Source organism: Pseudidiomarina atlantica (assembly GCF_000753735.1).
Taxonomy (GTDB): Bacteria; Pseudomonadota; Gammaproteobacteria; order Enterobacterales; family Alteromonadaceae; genus Pseudidiomarina; species Pseudidiomarina atlantica.
In genome coordinates this window covers 173,740-192,712 of the sequence record NZ_JPIN01000002.1, presented here as the reverse complement: position 1 = coordinate 192,712, position 18,973 = coordinate 173,740, and the positions used below count along the sequence as shown (strand labels likewise).

Sequence of the window (18,973 nt, the reverse complement as noted above, 5' to 3'; positions counted from 1 at the left end):
GACGGTTTATTGACTATGCAGTGAAACTTAACCACAAAAAAGGCGCCCGTAGGCGCCTTGTACTTGTATGTGTTTCGGCTTAGCTGTCGAGGTCAAAGCGATCCAAACGCATCACTTTTACCCATGCTTCGACGAAGTCGTTAACGAACTTCTCGTTTGAGTCGCTCAGCGCGTAAACTTCCGCAATCGCACGCAGTTCTGAGTTCGAGCCGAAGATCAAATCAACTGGTGTTGCGGTCCACTTCATTTCACCACTCGCGCGGTCATAACCTTCGTAAACGCCTTCGCTGTCGCCCTGCTTCCACTCGTTATCCATGCTTAGCAAGTTAACGAAGAAGTCATTGGTCAGTTGACCTGGGCGGTCGGTAAAGACACCGTGTTGCACGTCATCGTAGTTAGCGCCTAAAGCACGCATACCACCAACGAGTACGGTCAGTTCTGGTACGGTCAGCGTCAGCAAGTCGGCTTTATCAACTAACATTTCGGCTGGCGACATGCGGCTATCAGCACTGTAGTAGTTACGGAAACCATCAGCAGTTGGCTCCAAGAAGCTGAACGACTGCACGTCGGTCATTTCTTGCGTAGCGTCAGTACGACCTGGCGCAAACGGCACGGTCACGTCGTAACCAGCGTCGGCAGCAGCTTTTTCAATGGCTGCAGCACCGCCAAGTACAATAACGTCTGCCAATGACACGCGTTTGTCACCGCGTTGACCGTCGTTAAAGTCGGCTTGCACTTCTTTTAACACGCCCAGCACACGATTGAGCTCTTCTGGGTCGTTCACCGCCCACTCGTTTTGTGGCGCCAGTGCGATGCGTGCACCATTCACACCACCACGCATGTCGGTGCCACGGAAGCTCGAAGCAGCGGCCCAAGCAGTACGTACCAATTCAGCAACGGTCAGGTCAGTGTCAAGAATCGACGCTTTAATGTCGGCTGCATCACTGTCGTTGATCAAAGTGAAATCAACTTCAGGAATTGGATCTTGCCACAGCAAAGGTTCCGCTGGTGAGGTGTCCACGATGTAACGTGCACGTGGTCCCATGTCACGGTGTGTCAGTTTGAACCAAGCTTTGGCAAAGGCTAACTCAAACTCTTCCGGATTTTCTTGGAAGCGTTTCGCGATTTTGCGGTACTCAGGGTCAAATTTCAGCGACAAGTCGGTAGTGAACATAATTGGCGCGTGACGCTTGCCTTCGATATGCGCGTCAGGTACCAAGTTCGACGCTTGACCGTCGACGGGGATCCACTGAATAGCACCAGCAGGGCTTCGGGTTTGCTCCCACTCGAAACCGAACAGGTTATCAAGGTACTGGGTGGTCCAAGCAATCGGATTGACTGACCATGCACCTTCTAAACCAGAAGTAATGGTGTCTTCCGAGTGGCCTTTACCACATTTGTTTTTCCAACCGAAACCTTGCTCTTCAACTGGGGCTGCTGCAGGCTCAGCGCCTAAACATTCTTCAGGCTTATGTGCACCGTGCGCTTTACCGAAGGTGTGACCACCGGCGATAAGTGCCACAGTTTCTTCATCGTTCATCGCCATGCGCGCGAAAGTCTCGCGAATATCTTTGGCTGCCAACAATGGATCAGGATTACCGTTTGGACCTTCTGGGTTGACGTAAATCAAGCCCATTTGCACTGCGGCAAGTGGTTTCTCAAGTTCACGGTCGCCGCTGTAACGCTTGTCTTCAAGCCATTGCTTTTCTGGGCCCCAGTACACATTGTCAGGTTCCCATTCGTCTTCACGACCACCAGCGAAGCCATAGGTTTTAAAGCCCATCGACTCTAGCGCAACGTTACCGGTGAGCACCATCAAATCGGCCCAAGATACGCTACGACCATACTTTTGCTTGATTGGCCACAGCAAGCGGCGCGCTTTATCGAGGCTGACGTTATCTGGCCAGCTGTTGAGTGGTTCAAAACGCTGTTGACCACCGCCTGCACCACCGCGGCCATCATTCACCCGATAAGTACCAGCACCGTGCCAGGCCATGCGGATAAAGAACGGACCGTAGTGACCGTAGTCAGCAGGCCACCAATCTTGCGAATCAGTCATCAGCGCTTCGATGTCAGCCTTAAGCTGCTCGAGGTCGACTTGTTTGAAGGCTTCGGCGTAGTCGAAGTCATCGCCGTACGGGTCAGAGGTAACGTCGTGGTCACGCAGAGGGGTCAAATCGAGTTGATCTGGCCACCAGAACATTTTGCTTTTAGCTTCCTGAGCAGATACATCAACAGATGCAACTCCCATGGACACCGCTAGTGCCAAAGCAGACACGAGGGGTAAAGTTTTTTTCATCATTGTTATCACCTTTGCTATGTAGTTTAGGAGATGTCGATATAGCAAAACTACTATAGACTAGTTTTCGCAGATTAGGACTGGCAAAGATGATTGAAAAATCAGATTACGTTAATCGGAAACTTCACTTGGCAACCTCAGCAAATTCCAAATAACGCAGCAAAGCCAGGCGCTGCGTGGGGTTGCGTAAGCCAAGGAAAGGCATACACATTTCTGGAACCATGGTTTGCGGGTCAAACAACCAGTCGTCTAAACGCTGACGCGTCCAAACAAAATCATGATCGGCGACAATTTCGGTGAATGAATAGTCTGCCAGCGTGCCAATTTGACGTCCGACGATGCCGCTCAGATGAGGTCCAAACAGACTATTTTCGCCTGCTTCCATGCTGTGACATGCGGCGCATTTGTATTTAAATTGTTTCTGTCCGAGTGCGAGTGTTTCAGCATCGGGTGGCGCGATCGCCGGCTCGCTTTCTGCCGTTTGGCTGCCGCCAACACAGCCCGTCAGGCCTACTAACATGACGCTAGACAATAAAATTCGTAGCAATAGCTGCATGACACTTCCCTTTGACCTAGAATTACCGTCAATCATTTGTACCAATCAAGCTACTACGAGTAAAGAGCATGACGCTACACGTAATCGACCATCCTTTGATCCAACACAAACTCGGACTCATGCGCGAAGCTGGTATTTCGACTAAAAGCTTCCGCGAACTTGCCAATGAACTTGGCAACCTGTTGACCTATGAAGCAACCAAAGATTTTGCGTTGGTCGAGCAGGAAATTGAGGGCTGGGACGGTGCGCGCATCAAGGTGCAGCGTATCAAAGGCAAGAAAGTCACTGTGGTGCCGATTTTACGTGCGGGCCTAGGGATGCTCGACGGTGTTTTGAGCTCACTGCCGGCGGCAAAGGTCAGTGTGGTTGGCCTTTATCGTAATGAAGAAACTCTTGAACCTGTGGCTTATTTTGAAAAGTTAGCCGGTGAAATCGACAACCGTACCGCATTGGTCATCGACCCCATGCTTGCCACTGGCGGCACCATGATCGCAACGCTTGATATGCTCAAGGCCAAGGGTTGCACCGACATTCGCGTGCTGGTGCTCGTCGCCGCCCCTGAAGGCGTTGAAAAAGTGACGGCTGTCCACCCCGAAGTACCGATTTATACTGCTGCGCTCGACGACCATCTGAACGAGCATGGCTATATCGTACCGGGGCTCGGTGATGCGGGAGATAAGATATTCGGCACCCGCTAACTTGATCTTTAGCCGGGGGTAGCGACTACACTATAGGTACACTTTTAAAAAGGAGGTACTTATGAAACGCACTGCATCTGCTCATTGGCAAGGTGGTTTGAAAGACGGTAAAGGTACTGTTTCAACGCAAAGTGGTGTGCTCGACGAGCAGCAGTATTCGTTTGGTACTCGATTTGAAGATGGTAAAGGCACCAATCCTGAAGAACTCATTGGTGCTGCACATGCGGGCTGTTTTTCAATGGCCTTGTCGATGGTGTTGGGCGAGCATGACATGGTCGCCGATAGCATTGATACCAAAGCGACAGTGCACCTTGAAGAACAAGACGGTGGCTTTGCCGTACCGAAAATTCACTTAGAATTACGCGCCAAAATTCCTGGTGCTGATGTTGATAAATTCCTGGAAGCGGCCGAAGCTGCCAAAGAAAACTGTCCAATTTCCAAGCTATTCAAAGCCGAAATCACCCTTGACGCAAAACTCGAATCTTAAGTTTGTGCGCTGCGCGCCATAAAGGTGCGCAGCATTTCTGTTAAATCCCGTTGTTCCTGCTCGATCAGCACACTTAGTAGCCTTTTCTGTGTCTCCACGTGTGCCTTAATCGCCTGCTCGATAGTTGTTTTTCCTTTAGGGGTTAGCTGTACTTGGCGCTGACGTTTGTCGTTTATGCCTATAGTGCGCGCAATAAGGCCCTGCTTTTCAAGCGAGTCTATGCGGCTGGTCATTGAACCTGAAGTGACGAGCAGCTGTTCAAGCAACTGTTTGGGCGTTAGCGCGTGTGGTGGGCCACTGCGTAGCAAAGTCGCTAACACATCGAAACCCGCATCAGTGAGCTGGAATTGACGAAAGGTTTGCGACATTGTTTGGGTTAATTGCTTGTGCAAAATCTGTAATCGGCCAATGAGCGCCATGCTCGATGTATCAAGCTCTGGCATTTGCTTAGCCCAAAGTTGTTGAATGTGATCTAAAGCGTCCATTGGCAGGTAATCCCTCACGTGGTTTATTTATCTTGAATTCAAACTACTATTCATTTATCTTGAATTCAAGATTTTGTTGGAGTGATTGATCATGGCACAAGCAGTCAGCTGGTGGCGATATGCTTTGGTAGGGGTGCTGGTTGGCGCGCTAGCCTTAGCATTTTACGTTGCCGCAACAGGATTCCCGTCAAGCAAGGTCGATGCACAGGACTTTGTCGATTTACAACAAGGCGCCACCCCACATGAAGGCTTTCGCCGCGCTCATGCCAAAGGCTTTTGTGTCGCTGGTGACTTTGTCAGTAGTGGCGCGTTGGCTGATTATTCAACAGCGACGCTGTTTGCAGCGGGCTCAACACCGCTACAAGGGCGTATTTCGATTGCCGGTAACAATCCAATGGCACCCGATTTAAAAGCACCAGTACGCAGCTTAGCGCTCAGTATCGAGACTGCGGCAGGTGACGTCTGGCGCACCGCAATGAACACGCCACCCGTGATGGCGGTGCGTCATCCGCAAGATTTTTATCAGCAATTAGTGGCGCTTGGTAATGGCACCATTCAGCAGTTTTTTGCTGAACACCCTGAAAGTGCAACCTTTCGTGAATGGGCGGCTGGATATCGCGCCAGCGGCAGCTTTGCCACCGAGGTGTACCACAGCATTAATGCGTTTTATCTGGTTGCTGCCAACGGCGAACGCCAAGCCGTGCGTTGGCGCGCGGTGCCGCGTGCTGAGCTGGTAGATACTGTTCCTGCAGAGTTTGCTGACAGTGACGATGCGCTGCAACAAGAGTTCACTGCGCGTTTACGCGAACAACCGGTGGTATTTGATTTAGTGTTCACCTTGGCGGAGGCCAGCGACGACGAAACTGACCCAACGGTGTTGTGGCCAGCAGCGCGTACTGAAATTGTCGCCGGTCAAATTGTATTGCGCAGCGCCACTGCGCAACTCGAGGGTGACTGTAACGCCATTAATTTTGATCCGTTGGTGTTGCCAGACGGCATGGCCCCTACCGCAGATAAAATTTTGCGCGCACGTTCGGCCGCCTATGCCGAGTCGTATCGCCGCCGCGCACGGGAGCAATAACATGAGTAAGGTACCGCAATTTAGCCGCGCTGCGCGGTGGTTACACTGGTCGATGGCCTTGCTTCTCCTGTCCTTACTCTTTGCGGGACTGACCATGGTGCGCGCGCTAGAGCCGTGGCAGCTAACCTTATTGCAGTTGCACAAGTCATTTGGTTTGGTCGCCTTGGTGCTGGTGCTGATTCGGCTTTGGGTACGCATGCGCACCCAAGCGCCCGCGTTGCCTGCAGACCTGGCTGCATGGCAACGCGTCAGTGCGCGGTTGAGCCACATCGGGCTCTACGCCTGTATGCTTGCCATGCCAGTAAGTGGCTATCTGATGCAAAATGCGGCCGGTCGCCCGCTCGAAGTGTTTGGAGTGCTGACCCTACCCGCGTTGCTTGAGGTGGATTTAGCAGTGTACGGGATGTTGCGAGAAGTGCATGGCTGGGTAGCCTTGGCCTTTATCGTGCTGATTCTAGTGCACGTGGCTGCCGCCCTTCAGCATGGTCTGATTCGTCGCGATGGTGTGTTGCAGACGATGACGGGGCGCCGTCGCCCGTAACGGGTTGCGCTTTTTAGCGCACCCGACGTTTACCGGTGATCATCGGTCGTATCAGTTCGATGCGGCCGCGCCAACCGGTGATGAGAATAGCCACTACATGAACAATTGCCGCGGCGTAAAGGATGTCGGCAAGCCACCCATGGACTTCTTCGAGCGTTGAATTACCAAACAGTGCGTCGATTTCTTCCATCATAAAGCCGGTCACACCCAGCCCGGTGAACAGGGCAATCACCGCAAACACCATAAGCCAGCCAAGCGGATTGTGCCCCGACTTGATCGGCAGATGGCGCTGTTTAAGGTGGGAAAAGTGGCTTTTGATTGCAGCTTGACTCAGGTGAACGGTTTTAAAGTTACCGAAACCAGGATCGATAAAACCCCATATAATGCGTACCGCGATAAGTGCTACCGCTGCGTAGCCAAGCCATTGATGCCAATCACTGCCAGCTTCTAAAACAAAATAGTTGGCGATAAAAATCGCCACTAAACTCCAATGAATGATGCGGATCAGCGGATGCCAGATCCGCACCATCATGGCAGTGCGCTGCTTAGTGCTCTTCACGTTTGACGACTTCACCGTTCACTGGGTTAAAGTAGATTTCAACTTTTTTGCCGTCTGCGTCGGTACCGTAAATTTCATAACAGTTACCTTCGGTGACTTTAAATTCGTTGATATCGTAGCCTTGATTCACCAATTCCAATTGGAATTGTGCTTGGTCCTGCCAATCGCTCATCGGCGCGACCGTGCATTGGGTGACTTCTTTGGCGCCACTGCAAGCTGCCAGTGTAGCTGCTGCGGCGACAACGAATGCGATTTTGCGTAAGTGCATAGTAGACTCCTTGGTCTGTTTTGTAGGTTTAGAGTAGATGAGTTTTCTTACAGTTTGCTTAAGGTTAGCTGAATATTGCGCTTATTGCAGTAAACCTTGATCGCTATCAATTTGTTTCGATTACCGACATGGGTTTATAGTTAAGGCATCGCTAAATTATGCAGTAGAGGTAGCACTGATGACAGAAGCCACACAAGTTCGTTTGCTCAAAATTGCCATGATTCTTGGCGTCACCTTGCTGATCTGTGGACACATCGTGCTAGCGGTGACTTTCGCCAGTGACACCATTGGCCATCGCGGCTTTATATTGGGCGCGGCGATGAGTGCAATCGGTGTAGTGCTGTCGCTTCCTACCAAGATTTACCTTACGATACTGCTAATGGATTACACCGAACGCACCGATAAACGGTTCACGCGCTCGGCCGATGGTCAAGCGCGGGCGAGTTCGACCGAATTTAAAGACTAAGCATGTTAACAGAGGAGTTTTCGTGGTCCCTCTTTCGATTTTAGATTTAGCACCGATTACCGCTGGTTCATCAGCGGGCGAATCCTTGCGTCGCTCCGGCGACATTGCTGTGCATGCCGAACGCTGGGGCTACCAGCGTTTCTGGATGGCGGAGCATCACAACATGACGGGTATTGCCAGTGCGGCCACGGCTGTGGCACTCGCGCATATTGGCAATGTCACCTCAACGATTCGCATTGGCGCGGGTGGCATTATGCTGCCTAATCATGCGCCCTTAGTGGCGGCGGAGCAGTTTGGTACCTTGGCGGCGTTGTATGGCGACCGCGTTGATTTGGGCTTGGGTCGCGCCCCGGGAACTGATGGTGTGACGTTGCGTGCGCTGCGCCGTGACTACAACTCAGCATCTAGTTTTCCCGACGACGTGCGGGAGTTGCTAGGCTACTTGGGCGATGCCGATGATACTGCGCAGATTCGCGCCGTGCCGGGGCAAGGCTCGCATGTGCCCGTATGGATTTTGGGGTCTAGCTTGTACGGCGCACAGCTAGCAGCAGCATTCGGCCTGCCCTATGCGTTTGCCTCACACTTTGCGCCCGACCACCTACATGCTGCTTTAGATACCTATCGGCGCGAATTTAAGCCTTCACGTTACTTATCCGAGCCTTATGCGATGGCAGCAGTGAACGTGTTTGCGGCTGACACTGCCGACGCGGCATTGCGGATGAAAAGCTCGATGCAACTGCAGTTTGTCGCATTGCGCCGCGGCAATCCGGGGCCTTTACCGGCGCCCGTTGATGACATTCATTCTTTAGTTGATCCAGTTTCTTTAGCGGGCGCCAACCACGCCCTGAAGTACACCGCCTGCGGCACGCCCGAAGAAGTGCATACTTACTTACGCGACTTCGTCGCCTCAACCGGCGTCAACGAGCTGATGCTCACCTGTCACGCCTACGACCATACCGCACGTTTGCGCAGCTTCGAGATTGCCGCCGGGGTTTAGCGTAACCATTGGTTAAACGTGCTGGTGCGGCTTTGACTGGTTTTGAGTTGGGCGCCATTTTTGAGTAACACCAAGTACGAGTTTTTGCAGTAACGTTCGAGTTTGTCGATAGCGTCTACATTAACGATTTCGCTGCGATTGATGCGAAAAAATTGGCGTGAATCGAGGTGCTTCTCCAACGCTTGCAGCGATGGGAATGGCAAATAATGACGACGGTTTTGCTGATCAAAGCCCATGATGAGATTGCCATCGGCTTTGATGTAAGCGAATTCACCGGTACGCATAAAGTACACTTGTTGCGCAGTTTTAATGGCGATGCGCTGTAGGGGCTCGTTTGCGGGTTGCGTATGCGCGCTCGGTGCGGCGGCTTTTTGCGTCAATTGCTTAAACTTTTGCCATGCCTGCGCCAGCTTTGCGCCGCTATACGGCTTCAGTAAGTAGGCGATACCCTGTGATTCGAAGGCCTCGAGCATAAAAGCGTCGTAAGCGGTGACGAAAATCAAAGGTGCCGGCGGCATGTCGTGTTCATACGCCGCAAAGACATTACCGTCACTGAGCTCGATATCAGAGAAAATCACATCAACCGCTTGGGAGGTAGTTGCGAGCCAGTGTTTCACCTCTGCAACACTACCGAGTTCGGCCACAACCTCAATTGGCTCGCCAAGGTTTTGTAGCATGCGACGTAATTTGTCGCGCGCCAAAGGCTCGTCTTCAATGATCACGACGTTCGTCATGGCTGCGTTACCTGTGTTGTGAGTAACGGCATGCGTACGCTAAATTCCGTTGCCGTTGACCTAATTTCGAGCGGCTGTTGCGTCAGCACCGCAAATTGCTTGGTAAGGCTTGTTAAGCCGACTTGGTGAGACAGTTTCGCGTGTTGCCGAGGGTGACGGTTGTTATGCACGGTAACGTCAGCGTCCGAGATGGTGATAGTGATGACGACCGGTTGGGTGGCACTTGCTTGGTTGTGCTGCAAGGCGTTCTCAATCAGCACTTGTAGGCTGTAGGGCGGTAAGTAGCGCTGTGCCGATGGCTCGCCTTGTACTTGCAGCGTATAGCCCTCGCCGTAGCGCACCTGCATAAGCTTGAAGTAATTGCTGGCGAAATTGAGTTCGTGCGCAAGGCTGACGAGGCGTTCGCCACTGGCTTCTAAAACTGCGCGGTAAAGCTCCGCGAACGCATTCAAGTAGTCGCTCGCCCGTTGCGTGTCGGCATAAATCAGTTCATCGAGCACATTTAAGGCGTTGAAAACAAAGTGTGGATTCAACTGCTGTTTAAGTTGTTGTAGCTGTAATTCAGCCACTTGTTGGCGATAGTTGGCCAACTGTGTGCGCTCATGATTAAGGTCCTGCGCGTAGCTGTACGCCAAATAAAGTCCACCAAACAGCACGAATTGCACGACCAGATTGACGTTGTTGAGCAGCAACGTATAGCTGTTGAAATTGCGTTCGACGGTTCCGAAGCTCAGCGCGATAAGCAGACTTAGAGCGTTGGCGGCTGCAAGATAGACAAGGAGCGCTGCGACGCTGGCTTTGACATAGCTTTTACGTGCGCTGGTGGCGAACCGATTCAGTAATAGCCGCAGTAACGTGAAAATCAACAGCGCCTGGATAAATTGCGCAAGCGGCCCTTCAGGCGTGAAGACATACCAAGACCACTGGCCTGACGTAAGCCGTACGCTGATCACAAAAATATAAGCAAACACAAAGACCGCACCTAAAAAGGCGCGGTCGATGTGGAGGAACTGCATAAAACGTTGCAGCATTACTGTTCTGGCCATGAGTGGGTCACTTCACCTTTGTCATTCATAAACTGTAACTGAACTTGGTCGTTAGCGTCGACATAAAACATCGCCCGTGGCGAACCGTCTTTCGCAAACAAAAACAAGCCGTTATTTTGTGAGCCGGTTTTACCGAGCAGTAAGCGCGTTGAGCCACCGATAATCCCTTGCTCTTGATACTCTTGAATTTTCGCGCGCCGCACTGCCGGATCTTCGATTTGTTCAATCTCACGCATCACCTCGCGCACTTTATCTTGGGTTTCGTGCTCTGGACGGTCGTTGAAAACCAGTGCCGAGCTCACCCGACGTTGGTCGCCGCGTTCCTGATCAGTCGTCAACAACTGCATGACTTGGTCACCGTTGTATTGATCAAAGGTGAGCGACAAACCAGAACTATGACCTTGCTCATTTTTGCTGCCGTCAAAAATCAAGCCGCCCGCTTCCATACCTTCTTCGTTGAAGAACAACATGCCCGAACGCTTTTTACGGGTTTCGTTCAGTACGCGGCCGTTGACTTCTTCGGTAGTCGGAAAACGCTCGGTGTTGGTGATCAGCAGTTTAACTGTACCGTCGGCTTCAACAATATTGATGCGCTCAACATTTAAAGTTTCGAAGTGATTGGGCTGTTCTACAGTGGTGTTATACAGCGCTGTGCCGGCCATTGCCAAACTTGCGACGATACCTAAACGAAGTAGATTCTTTTCGAATGCGTTCATGTTTGTGCTCCAGTATTTGGGTGTTGTTGTTTTGTACTGGAGCCAGTATGACGCGGGCATTGCGATGCTCGCCAAGCTTTCCTTACGAGCTAAGGAATGGTTTGGATGAGTGCCGGAATTATCGCTTGGACCAGATAAACATGCCGGCCGTACGGCCCAAAGTTCGTGCCATTTGATAGCTATCCGCAGCGCGTCGCGTGGCGCCGTAGCAAACTAAAAGCGGCAACAAATGTTCCTCACGCGGGTGACAAAAGCGTGCTTCGGGTGCCTGTTCCCAATGGATCAGTCGCTGTTGGCGTTCACTCTCATTCAATTGGGTATCGGTTAAGGTCAATTTTAACCAATTCTCAAATGCCTGATTACGGCGTTCAGTAGCTTCCGTTTGCGGCGCGAAAAACGCCCGCATATTATGAAACGAGAAGCCCGAGCCGAGAATCAGCAAGTTTTCGTACTCCAAGTCGGCTAACGCCTGTCCTAAATCGATGTGTTGCTGGGGGTCGAGATTGGCCTTGAGGCTCAGCTGGACCACCGGAATAGCTGCAGTCGGGAACATCAGCTTAAGCGGCACAAAGACGCCATGATCGAGTCCACGCTGTGCATCTAGCGTTGCTGTGATGCCATGTTTGTGCAAGGTAGCGACGATCTGCTGCGCCAGTTGCGGATGCCCAGGCGCTGGATACGTGAGCTGGTAAGATTCGGGTGGAAACCCGTAATAATCGTAGAGCAGCGCTGGCTGCGCGGCACTTGTTACAGTCGGCTGCAGCGCTTCCCAGTGCGCACTGACCACCAGTATCGCAGTCGGCTTGGCGATGCGTGAGCCGAGTTGTCGCAATTGCATCGTCAGCTCTTGATGCTGGGGATCGCCAAGCAGGGGCAAAGGGCCCCCACCGTGCGACACAAAGATGACTTGCTGTGATTTCATCAGTTACCTGCAATGGCATTATCAAGTGAAAAACGACCCGCACCCATAACCGTAAGGGCAGCAGTGGCGGCCAGCAGGCTCAAGGCAAATTCATAACCATTGTTAGCCATGAACAAGCCATTCTCAAAGTGCACCGTGAAAATCGCCACCACCATGGTAACCGCCGAAATGAGCGCTGCTGGACGCGTCAGGATACCCAGTATCAACGCGAGACCGCCGAAGAACTCAGCTGCACCCGCTAGCAACGCCATGAGAAAACCAGGCTCGAGACCGATACTTGCCATCCATTGTCCGGTACCTTCGAGACCGTAGCCACCAAACCAACCGAATAGTTTTTGCGCACCATGCGCAGCCAAGATGATGCCGACTGGAACGCGTAAAATAAGTGCGGCGAAGCCGGCGTTACTGCGTAAGAGTGTGCGAAATTTTGCTGTGTTCATAATAAATCCTCGATGACGTTTTAAGATGTGGCTACTTTACGCCTCGCTTAGGTATAGATTAATACCTTAAAATTTGCTTTATTAACTACAAATCGTGGTTAATTGATAGGTAAAACAGTGGATAAAGTACAAGCAATGCGCATATTCGTGGCAGTGGTCGACGCTGGCTCGTTTGTTGGCGCGGCGGATAAGCTCAATATTTCGCCGCAACTTGTTAGCAAAACACTCGCACAACTTGAAGCTGATCTTGATGTTCGATTGCTAAATCGCACTACGCGGCGACAGCATTTAACCGAAGCTGGGCAAACCTATTATTTACGCGCCCAGCAGGTACTCGACGATATCGAGAGTATGGAACTACAACTGACCGGTATGCAGCAGCAACCGCGCGGTGTTCTGCGCATCAGCGCGCCGGTATCGTTTGCGATTCGCCATTTGCCGCCAGCGCTAGCGGCGTTTCAGGCTGCCTATCCGGAAGTGGTCATCGACTTGCAGCTCAACGATCGCAAAGTCGATATTGTCGAGGAGGGTTTTGATATTGCCTTACGCATTGGTCAACTCGAATCGTCCTCGCTCATTGCCCGTCGCATTGCGCCGATTCGCTTAGTCTACTGCGCCGCACCCGCGTATCTTGCGCGCTATGGTGAACCTGCCGACCTAGCCGCATTACAGACGCATCGATATTTGCACTACAGCTATTTGCGCGAACCAGTTTTAGATGACGCACAACAAGTATTGCGCAGCAATAATGGCGACGTGCTCGTTGCCGCGGCGTGTGCCGGCCAAGGCATTGCTTTGCAACCGACCTTTATCGCCGGAGTCGATCTCGCGGCTGGCCGCTTGCAGGCCATTCTGACAGGCGTGACACCCGCCCCTCTCGGACTTTACGCGGTATTCGCACACCGCCAATTACTCGCCAGTAAAGTGCGCAGCTTTATCGACTTCATCGATGGCTACTTCGGCGACCCACCGAGCTGGGACGCCTTTTAAAATGCGCCCACCCCGCCAGAAAGGGCAGCCCTTATTTCGTTAAAATCAGAGGCTGTAAAACGGTTTCGTCACCATCGATCGGCGTCAGTAGCTCAAGGCTTAGCAATTTCGCCATAAACGGGTAAATGTGGATGTTCTGAAAACGCGGCAGCGGATGTTGTTGCTTTATCGCAGGACCAGCAGCGATGAAAATGCCATCCATATCGCGATGGGAGTGGTAACCATGGGTGCCACCATCGCGCCACTCCTCAGGTGCTCCTCGACCGAAACTCGCAGGCGCGTCTACGCCGAGAATTAACGAGGGTTTTCGCGGACCTTGGCTCACATTTAAGGCTTGTAACTGCGCTTCAGATTCAATGACGAATTGACGATTTGGCATCGCTTCAAGTTGCTGTCGTAGTTCGTTCACCTGCGCTTCTGTTGTCTCTTGGTTTGGATAAATCAGCAGGCGTGTCTGCGCATTGACGACGGTGAACAATTCATTATCAATAGGCAGCTGCGCCGGATCGATCATCTCGGCAGCGGTGATTTGCGTCATGCCGTGGTCGGAAACCAGAATCAGATTAACGGGTGCGTCGACATCATTTTGCAGACGTTGCCACAGATCACCGATGAGCTCATCGAGGTAGCTGACCGCCTCTTTGACCTGCTCAGAGTCAGGTCCGAAGCGGTGCCCCATGGTATCCACCAACGAGAAATAACCGGTGACCAAGCGTGGCCGCGCGGGCTTCGGTAGTTGCAGCCACTGCACAATTTGGTCGATGCGCTGCTCGTAAGGCGCAGGCTTGCTGTAATTAAAGTAGTAGCTGGCGGTGCGTCCATTGATGCGTGCTTCAGACTCTGGCCAGAAAAATGTTGCCGCTTTTACCCCCTGAAATTCGGCAAGGTTCCAAATTGGCAGCGTGGTCAGCCAGGTGCTGTCTTTGACACCATCGCCCATTTGGTACTTTTGCTGCCGCTCAGTATCAAAAAAGCGATTATCAACAATGCCATGATTCGATGGATACTGGCCAGTCACAATGGAGATGTGATTCGGGAAGGTCTTGGCCGGATAAACCGGAATCAACCCCTCAGCACGAGCGCCCTGTTCAGCAATCGCCGCAATGTTCTTGGCATCGTATTTTTCGATGTAGTCATGACGAAAACCATCGATAGAAATCAACACCACCGTTTGGTCCTGCTCTTGTGCATGACTCACTTGCAACGCGCCTACCAACAGCAACGCCAGAACAATAACTCGCATCTTCACCCTCGTACCATAGAAATTTCATTGCCGAGATAGTATCGAACTTTTCCATGACAATGTAGTGACATCAAGACCTACCGCCCGTTTCCCGCGGTAGAAAGGGCAGCCCCTCCTGCGGGGATTGGGCAAATTTAATTTGCCTATTATGCCTAATACGATATATTTAAGGAGAACAGGATATATCGGAAAAGGTATAAAGCGATTATGCGGCTCGAAACGGCAAAAGAAATTGGGGAAAGTATCAAAAAGGCACGGCTGGCGTTGGGCTGGTCACAGGCAGAGTTAGCGGCACGAATAAGCTCTACACAGGCCGTGGTATCAAGGTTTGAGCGCTCTGGCGATGGCCGAATTGAGACGCTGCTGAAAATCACCGAAGCGCTCGAATTGCAGCTCGTAATGCTGCAACGCAACAACAGCCAGCTCTGGTCCCGCCTGCAAAACAGCTAGAAAAAGGGCAGCCCCTCCTGCGGTTGCGCCCGACCGCGAGGGAGGGCTGCCCTTTCTACTCGTCATCAGTGCGGGCGATAACCTCGAAGTCGCCCGCAGCAAGCTCGACGATGACCACTTCAATCGGCTGGCAGCAGATTTGGCAATCGACAATTTGCTGCTCGCCAATATCGTACAGCGGGTCCACTTCGATGCTGTTCGGTGCCATGCAATACGGGCAACTGAATTCTGATTCGTAGGTTAGCGACATATAGGTCTCCCCGACTACTCTGCAGGAAAATAATACACGCGCGCAATCAAGTCTCCGGCTCAGTTGTTCGCAAATTCGACTACAGAAGCACACTCACAGGTACAGCAAATAGACCTTCGCCAAATGGAAGAACAGCATCGCCATCATAAAATACAACTCCTAAACCGAAGTCGCTTGGAACGTGCTGTTGTAGCTTTTTTAATCCTTTGAAGTCGGCAGCAGTTACAGTACTTGCTGATTTTACTTCGATTCCGTAGATGCGACGTCCCGCTTCGACCACGATATCAACTTCGACTTTATCTTTATTGCGGAAGTGAAAAAACTTCAAAGGCTCATCAAATGAGTCCGCATGTTTACGAAGCTCCTGCAAAACAAAGGTTTCGAGAATTTGCCCTAGAAGCCCTCGATCTTGATAAAGCGTGTCTGCTGTCAGCCCCAATAATGAGCACACGAGGCCGGTATCAAGGAAGTGCAGCTTTGGCGTTTTGATACTCCGACTGAGTCTATTGGTATGCCAAGGTTGCAACTGTTCGATAATGAATAGCTGGCCTAACAACCCTATATAGTCGCTGATTGTGGGACGCGAGAGAGCGAAAGGTGAGGCCAATTCACTTACATTAAAAAGGCGCGCAGTCTGGCTCGCAGCAGTTTCTAAAAGACGTGGCAATACACTGAGATTTTGAATCGCTGCGATATCCTGAACATCGCGTTGAATGAGCGTTGTCACATAATCGCGATACCACACGGAACGCCGCCTTACGCTCGATCGTAAGATCGCAGGAGGATAGCCGCCAGCACAGACAATTTCACTTAACTCGCTACCCAATCGTCGTAATCTAGCTGGTGCGAATGTAGGAGATCCTTTAGCAGAGAGCAATTCATCAAATACAGTCTTAGCGACGCGTCCTGCAATCTCAGCTCTGGAAAGTGGCCGCAAATGCACTATTTCCATTCGTCCAGCGAGCGAGTCCGATAACGTTGGTAACAACAAAATATTCGCTGAACCCGTCAAGATAAAGCGCCCTGCAACTCGATTCGCATCGACATTCGCTTTAATCGCGGCAAACAATTCTGGTGCTCGTTGAATTTCGTCGAGAATACAGAAATCTGGGAGGTCTCGTACAAAGCCCACTGGATCAGCTTTTGCCGCGGCGAGTTGGTTCGCATCGTCAAAACTAAAATAATGATAGCCCAAAGGCTCACCGATTTGTTTTGCCAGCGTTGTTTTGCCACTCTGCCGCGAGCCATGTATCAATACAACCGGCGAATCTCGCAAGGCATCGTTAATGATTGATTCAGCAAACCGAGGATAAAACTCAGACACGCCTTAAACCCCTTTAAATGACAGATTTCGTCTAAGTGTAGATAGCCTTCCGTCCAATTGAAAGTTTTTGTTCGTCTAATTGAAAGTCTTATTGCGTCCAATTGAAACTTCAAACCACCCTAACCACCCCGCACATACTGAAAACGTGGCACCTCAACACCATCGACCAGCACCGTTTCAACAAACATCGGATAGGGTCGCACCCATAGCTTGCGCTCGCCATATAGCGGCCGATAGAGCACCAATAACTCCTCGGTCTCCGAGTGCCTAACCACGTCTAACACCTGGTATTCAGGCCCTTTGTAGTGCTTGTAAATACCTGGCTGCAACGAATCCATCGAACACCTTCTTTTGATTAAGCGCAAAAAGCCATTATAGTGAGAGCTAACCGTACAAGCGAATCGCACATGCGAATCAGACTGCAGCGCGCAACCCAAGAGCACATGGACGACACGATTCAGTATTACACCAAGCACGCCGAGCAGCTAGCGGCGCAATACGACAGCCTCGACTTCGAGCAAGTGCACCAAGACTGGCTCGAAGAGCTGCCGCGCGATGGCATTGCGCTCGACGTCGGTGCCGGCTCGGGTCGCGATGCCCGTTACCTCGCCAGTAAAGGCCTGACCGTGTATGCCGTCGAGCCCGCGCACGGCATTCGTGAACAAGCGCAACGCTACGCCACCAGCCCGAACATTCATTGGATTGACGACAGCCTGCCAGAACTCGCCCATGTACAACGCCAAGCCACCAAATTCGACCTCATTCTGTTGAGTGCCGTATGGATGCACATAGCGCCGAGTCAGCGCCAACGCGCGTTTCGCAAACTCAGCTCGCTGCTAAAACCGAACGGCAAAATGGTCGTTTCGTTGCGCCACGGTGCCAGCCCCGACGGGCGGACGATGCACCCGGTTGATGCCGATGAGCTGAAGCAGTACGCGCAGCAGCAAGGGTTGAGTTACAAATTACTAGAACGCCGCGATGACAAACTCGAACGCCCCGATGTTTACTGGCAAACCGTCATATTGCGACTCCCCGACGACGGCACCGGCGCATTTCCGCTCCTCCGTAATATTGTGATCAATGACTCTAAAGCCTCGACGTACAAGGTGGCACTGCTTCGCACGCTTTTGCGAATTGCCGAAGGGCATCCCGGCGCCGTAATTGAGCGTACTGCAAAACACGTCGCACTCCCCATGGGGCTCGTTGCGCTCTACTGGCTGAAGCTTTATAAGCCGTTGCTTGATACGTTTAACATGCAACAGGGCGGCAGTCGCGGACTTGGCTTTGTAAAAGAAAACGGCTGGCAAACGCTGACACGCTTTAACGCCAATGACTTCTATATTGGTCGCTGTATTCTCGACCAAGGTGAAGCGCAGAACTTGCATCGCACCCTAAAAGATATTGCCTCGACGATTAAAAACATGCCCGCCAAGTACATCACGCTACCGGGCACCAACGAAGGCGTTTTCGAGGTCGAACTCAAGCGCACAAACGCGCCGAAGCATGGCTTAATGCTTGACTATGAGTATCTAAAATCATTAGGCATCTTCTATGTCCCGATTAGCATTTGGGACGTACTCGCCAACTACAGCGTGTGGATAGAGCCCGCACTCGTCAACGAGTGGGTCACCTTAATGGAAGGCTACAATCGAAGCCATCCGAATGCCTACAGCAAAGTCGACTATCTAAACGCATTGCGCTGGGAAAATCCTGAGCGGTCAACTCGCCAAGTTCGTGACCGTGTTGCAGCTTTGGCTGACGTTGATTGTTGTTGGAGCGGCAGTCACTTGAACAAAAGCGCCTACGCCGTCGATCACGCATTCCCGTTTGCCCGCTGGCCAAACAATGATTTGTGGAACCTCTTGCCGACAAAAACCGCCATCAACGCAGCAAAATCGGATAAACTCCCCACCCGACAACGGTTGCTGCATTCAAAAGACTACATTTTGAACTGGTGGCAACGCGCATGGCAGGACAATTCGCGCGAGTTTTTCACCAAAGCCAATCTAGCGTTGCCTGATTTAGCGCCAGCCAACACCAATTTTGAAGACGTGTTCGCAGCGCTCACCGTGCAACGCGATCGCATTAAGCAATTGCAGCAACTGCAAGACTGGTAATTACTGACACTCATTGGAGACCACCATGGCCCGCGCTCACGCTCTACACATTCTGGTAAAGACCCAAGAACAAGCCGCAGAACTGAAAAAGCAGCTTGCTGCGGGCAAGAAGTTTAGTGATTTAGCGCGCAAGCACTCACTTTGCCCGTCAGGCAAAAAAGGCGGTGACCTTGGCGAATTTCGTCGCGGTCAAATGGTGCCAGCCTTTGACAAAGTCGTGTTCGGCAAGCCCACGCTGGAGGTGCATGGACCGGTGAAAACGCAGTTCGGCTGGCACTTGATTAAGGTGTTGTCGCGCGGGTGA

Annotated in this window: 24 protein-coding genes; 10 read left to right on the top strand and 14 right to left on the bottom strand. The window is 51.7% G+C overall.

The window, feature by feature from the left end; genetic code table 11:
• Positions 1-79: 79 nt before the first annotated feature.
• Together katG and IDAT_RS03710 are read right to left on the bottom strand one after the other, a co-directional pair.
• On the bottom strand, positions 80-2,302 hold the full coding sequence (gene katG / locus IDAT_RS03715) for a catalase/peroxidase HPI (RefSeq protein ID WP_034730629.1): 2,223 nt from the start codon (positions 2,300-2,302) through the stop codon (positions 80-82).
• Between the two features lie 121 nt (positions 2,303-2,423).
• A complete protein-coding gene (locus tag IDAT_RS03710; RefSeq protein ID WP_034730621.1) occupies positions 2,424-2,855 on the bottom strand; it encodes a c-type cytochrome in 432 nt (143 codons plus the stop codon).
• A 68-nt stretch (positions 2,856-2,923) separates the two neighbouring features.
• Here IDAT_RS03710 and upp point away from each other — a divergent pair, with 68 nt between their 5' ends.
• Positions 2,924-3,553: a uracil phosphoribosyltransferase gene (gene upp, locus IDAT_RS03705; protein WP_034730620.1), complete on the top strand. Its 630-nt coding sequence runs from the start codon at positions 2,924-2,926 to the stop codon at positions 3,551-3,553.
• A 61-nt stretch (positions 3,554-3,614) separates the two neighbouring features.
• Positions 3,615-4,040 carry an OsmC family protein gene (locus tag IDAT_RS03700; RefSeq protein WP_034730619.1) on the top strand — a complete coding sequence of 142 codons (426 nt, stop codon included), beginning with the start codon at positions 3,615-3,617 and terminating at the stop codon, positions 4,038-4,040.
• On the opposite strand, the gene IDAT_RS03695 is transcribed toward IDAT_RS03700, so the two are convergent.
• Positions 4,037-4,525 carry a MarR family winged helix-turn-helix transcriptional regulator gene (locus tag IDAT_RS03695; protein WP_034730618.1) on the bottom strand — a complete coding sequence of 163 codons (489 nt, stop codon included), beginning with the start codon at positions 4,523-4,525 and terminating at the stop codon, positions 4,037-4,039. The genes IDAT_RS03700 and IDAT_RS03695 overlap by 4 nt on opposite strands.
• 91 nt (positions 4,526-4,616) lie before the next feature.
• Between IDAT_RS03695 and IDAT_RS03690 the strand changes: the two genes are divergently transcribed.
• Positions 4,617-5,606, top strand: coding sequence for a catalase family peroxidase (locus tag IDAT_RS03690; protein ID WP_034730617.1), 990 nt, complete (start codon positions 4,617-4,619; stop codon positions 5,604-5,606).
• A 1-nt stretch (position 5,607) separates the two neighbouring features.
• Positions 5,608-6,147, top strand: a complete 540-nt coding sequence (locus tag IDAT_RS03685) for a cytochrome b (protein ID WP_034730616.1) — start codon at positions 5,608-5,610, stop codon at positions 6,145-6,147.
• 13 nt (positions 6,148-6,160) lie between these two features.
• Here the strand turns inward: IDAT_RS03685 and IDAT_RS03680 are convergent, their stop codons facing one another.
• Together IDAT_RS03680 and IDAT_RS03675 are read right to left on the bottom strand one after the other, a co-directional pair.
• Complete coding sequence (locus IDAT_RS03680) at positions 6,161-6,706, bottom strand: cytochrome b/b6 domain-containing protein (RefSeq protein ID WP_244441598.1); 546 nt, start codon at positions 6,704-6,706, stop codon at positions 6,161-6,163.
• Positions 6,693-6,974, bottom strand: coding sequence for a PepSY domain-containing protein (locus IDAT_RS03675; protein ID WP_034730613.1), 282 nt, complete (start codon positions 6,972-6,974; stop codon positions 6,693-6,695). The genes IDAT_RS03680 and IDAT_RS03675 overlap by 14 nt, the downstream gene beginning before the upstream one ends.
• Positions 6,975-7,152: 178 nt before the next feature.
• On the opposite strand from IDAT_RS03675, the gene IDAT_RS03670 reads away from it, so the two are divergent.
• Complete coding sequence (locus IDAT_RS03670; RefSeq protein WP_051986555.1) at positions 7,153-7,440, top strand: hypothetical protein; 288 nt, start codon at positions 7,153-7,155, stop codon at positions 7,438-7,440.
• 22 nt (positions 7,441-7,462) lie between these two features.
• A complete protein-coding gene (locus tag IDAT_RS03665; RefSeq protein ID WP_034730608.1) occupies positions 7,463-8,437 on the top strand; it encodes an LLM class flavin-dependent oxidoreductase in 975 nt (324 codons plus the stop codon).
• Here IDAT_RS03665 and IDAT_RS03660 read toward each other — a convergent pair.
• The 5 genes from IDAT_RS03660 to IDAT_RS03640 all read right to left on the bottom strand — a co-directional run bounded on the left by IDAT_RS03660 (position 8,434) and on the right by IDAT_RS03640 (position 12,295).
• Positions 8,434-9,171: a LytR/AlgR family response regulator transcription factor gene (locus tag IDAT_RS03660; protein ID WP_034730606.1), complete on the bottom strand. Its 738-nt coding sequence runs from the start codon at positions 9,169-9,171 to the stop codon at positions 8,434-8,436. The two genes, IDAT_RS03665 and IDAT_RS03660, sit on opposite strands and share 4 nt — an antisense overlap.
• Positions 9,168-10,217, bottom strand: coding sequence for a sensor histidine kinase (locus tag IDAT_RS03655; RefSeq protein ID WP_081909740.1), 1,050 nt, complete (start codon positions 10,215-10,217; stop codon positions 9,168-9,170). Before IDAT_RS03655 ends, IDAT_RS03660 begins: the two co-directional genes overlap by 4 nt.
• The gene (locus tag IDAT_RS03650; RefSeq protein ID WP_034730600.1) at positions 10,202-10,933 is read right to left on the bottom strand and encodes a hypothetical protein; all 732 of its coding nucleotides are present in this window, start codon (positions 10,931-10,933) and stop codon (positions 10,202-10,204) included. The genes IDAT_RS03655 and IDAT_RS03650 overlap by 16 nt, the downstream gene beginning before the upstream one ends.
• Positions 10,934-11,051: 118 nt before the next feature.
• Positions 11,052-11,855 (bottom strand): DODA-type extradiol aromatic ring-opening family dioxygenase, encoded by an 804-nt coding sequence (locus IDAT_RS03645; RefSeq protein ID WP_034730598.1) that lies wholly within the window; start codon positions 11,853-11,855, stop codon positions 11,052-11,054.
• Positions 11,855-12,295: a DoxX family protein gene (locus IDAT_RS03640; RefSeq protein WP_034730596.1), complete on the bottom strand. Its 441-nt coding sequence runs from the start codon at positions 12,293-12,295 to the stop codon at positions 11,855-11,857. The genes IDAT_RS03645 and IDAT_RS03640 overlap by 1 nt, the downstream gene beginning before the upstream one ends.
• Before the next feature lie 117 nt (positions 12,296-12,412).
• Between IDAT_RS03640 and IDAT_RS03635 the strand changes: the two genes are divergently transcribed.
• Positions 12,413-13,285 (top strand): LysR family transcriptional regulator, encoded by an 873-nt coding sequence (locus IDAT_RS03635; RefSeq protein ID WP_034730593.1) that lies wholly within the window; start codon positions 12,413-12,415, stop codon positions 13,283-13,285.
• Between the two features lie 31 nt (positions 13,286-13,316).
• On the opposite strand, the gene IDAT_RS03630 is transcribed toward IDAT_RS03635, so the two are convergent.
• Positions 13,317-14,528: an alkaline phosphatase family protein gene (locus tag IDAT_RS03630; RefSeq protein ID WP_034730591.1), complete on the bottom strand. Its 1,212-nt coding sequence runs from the start codon at positions 14,526-14,528 to the stop codon at positions 13,317-13,319.
• Positions 14,529-14,735: 207 nt separating this feature from the next.
• Here IDAT_RS03630 and IDAT_RS03625 point away from each other — a divergent pair, with 207 nt between their 5' ends.
• Entirely contained in the window at positions 14,736-14,978 is a 243-nt protein-coding gene (locus tag IDAT_RS03625) for a helix-turn-helix domain-containing protein (RefSeq protein WP_034730588.1), read from the top strand.
• Between the two features lie 55 nt (positions 14,979-15,033).
• On the opposite strand, the gene IDAT_RS03620 is transcribed toward IDAT_RS03625, so the two are convergent.
• The 3 genes from IDAT_RS03620 to IDAT_RS03610 all read right to left on the bottom strand — a co-directional run bounded on the left by IDAT_RS03620 (position 15,034) and on the right by IDAT_RS03610 (position 16,890).
• Positions 15,034-15,228 (bottom strand): zinc ribbon domain-containing protein, encoded by a 195-nt coding sequence (locus IDAT_RS03620; RefSeq protein ID WP_034730586.1) that lies wholly within the window; start codon positions 15,226-15,228, stop codon positions 15,034-15,036.
• A 79-nt stretch (positions 15,229-15,307) separates the two neighbouring features.
• Complete coding sequence (locus IDAT_RS03615) at positions 15,308-16,552, bottom strand: ATP-binding protein (RefSeq protein WP_034730583.1); 1,245 nt, start codon at positions 16,550-16,552, stop codon at positions 15,308-15,310.
• Between the two features lie 119 nt (positions 16,553-16,671).
• Positions 16,672-16,890: a DUF1653 domain-containing protein gene (locus IDAT_RS03610; protein WP_034730581.1), complete on the bottom strand. Its 219-nt coding sequence runs from the start codon at positions 16,888-16,890 to the stop codon at positions 16,672-16,674.
• A 69-nt stretch (positions 16,891-16,959) separates the two neighbouring features.
• Between IDAT_RS03610 and IDAT_RS03605 the strand changes: the two genes are divergently transcribed.
• Entirely contained in the window at positions 16,960-18,669 is a 1,710-nt protein-coding gene (locus IDAT_RS03605; RefSeq protein ID WP_244441597.1) for a class I SAM-dependent methyltransferase, read from the top strand.
• A 25-nt stretch (positions 18,670-18,694) separates the two neighbouring features.
• Positions 18,695-18,973 carry a peptidylprolyl isomerase PpiC gene (gene ppiC, locus IDAT_RS03600; protein WP_034730580.1) on the top strand — a complete coding sequence of 93 codons (279 nt, stop codon included), beginning with the start codon at positions 18,695-18,697 and terminating at the stop codon, positions 18,971-18,973.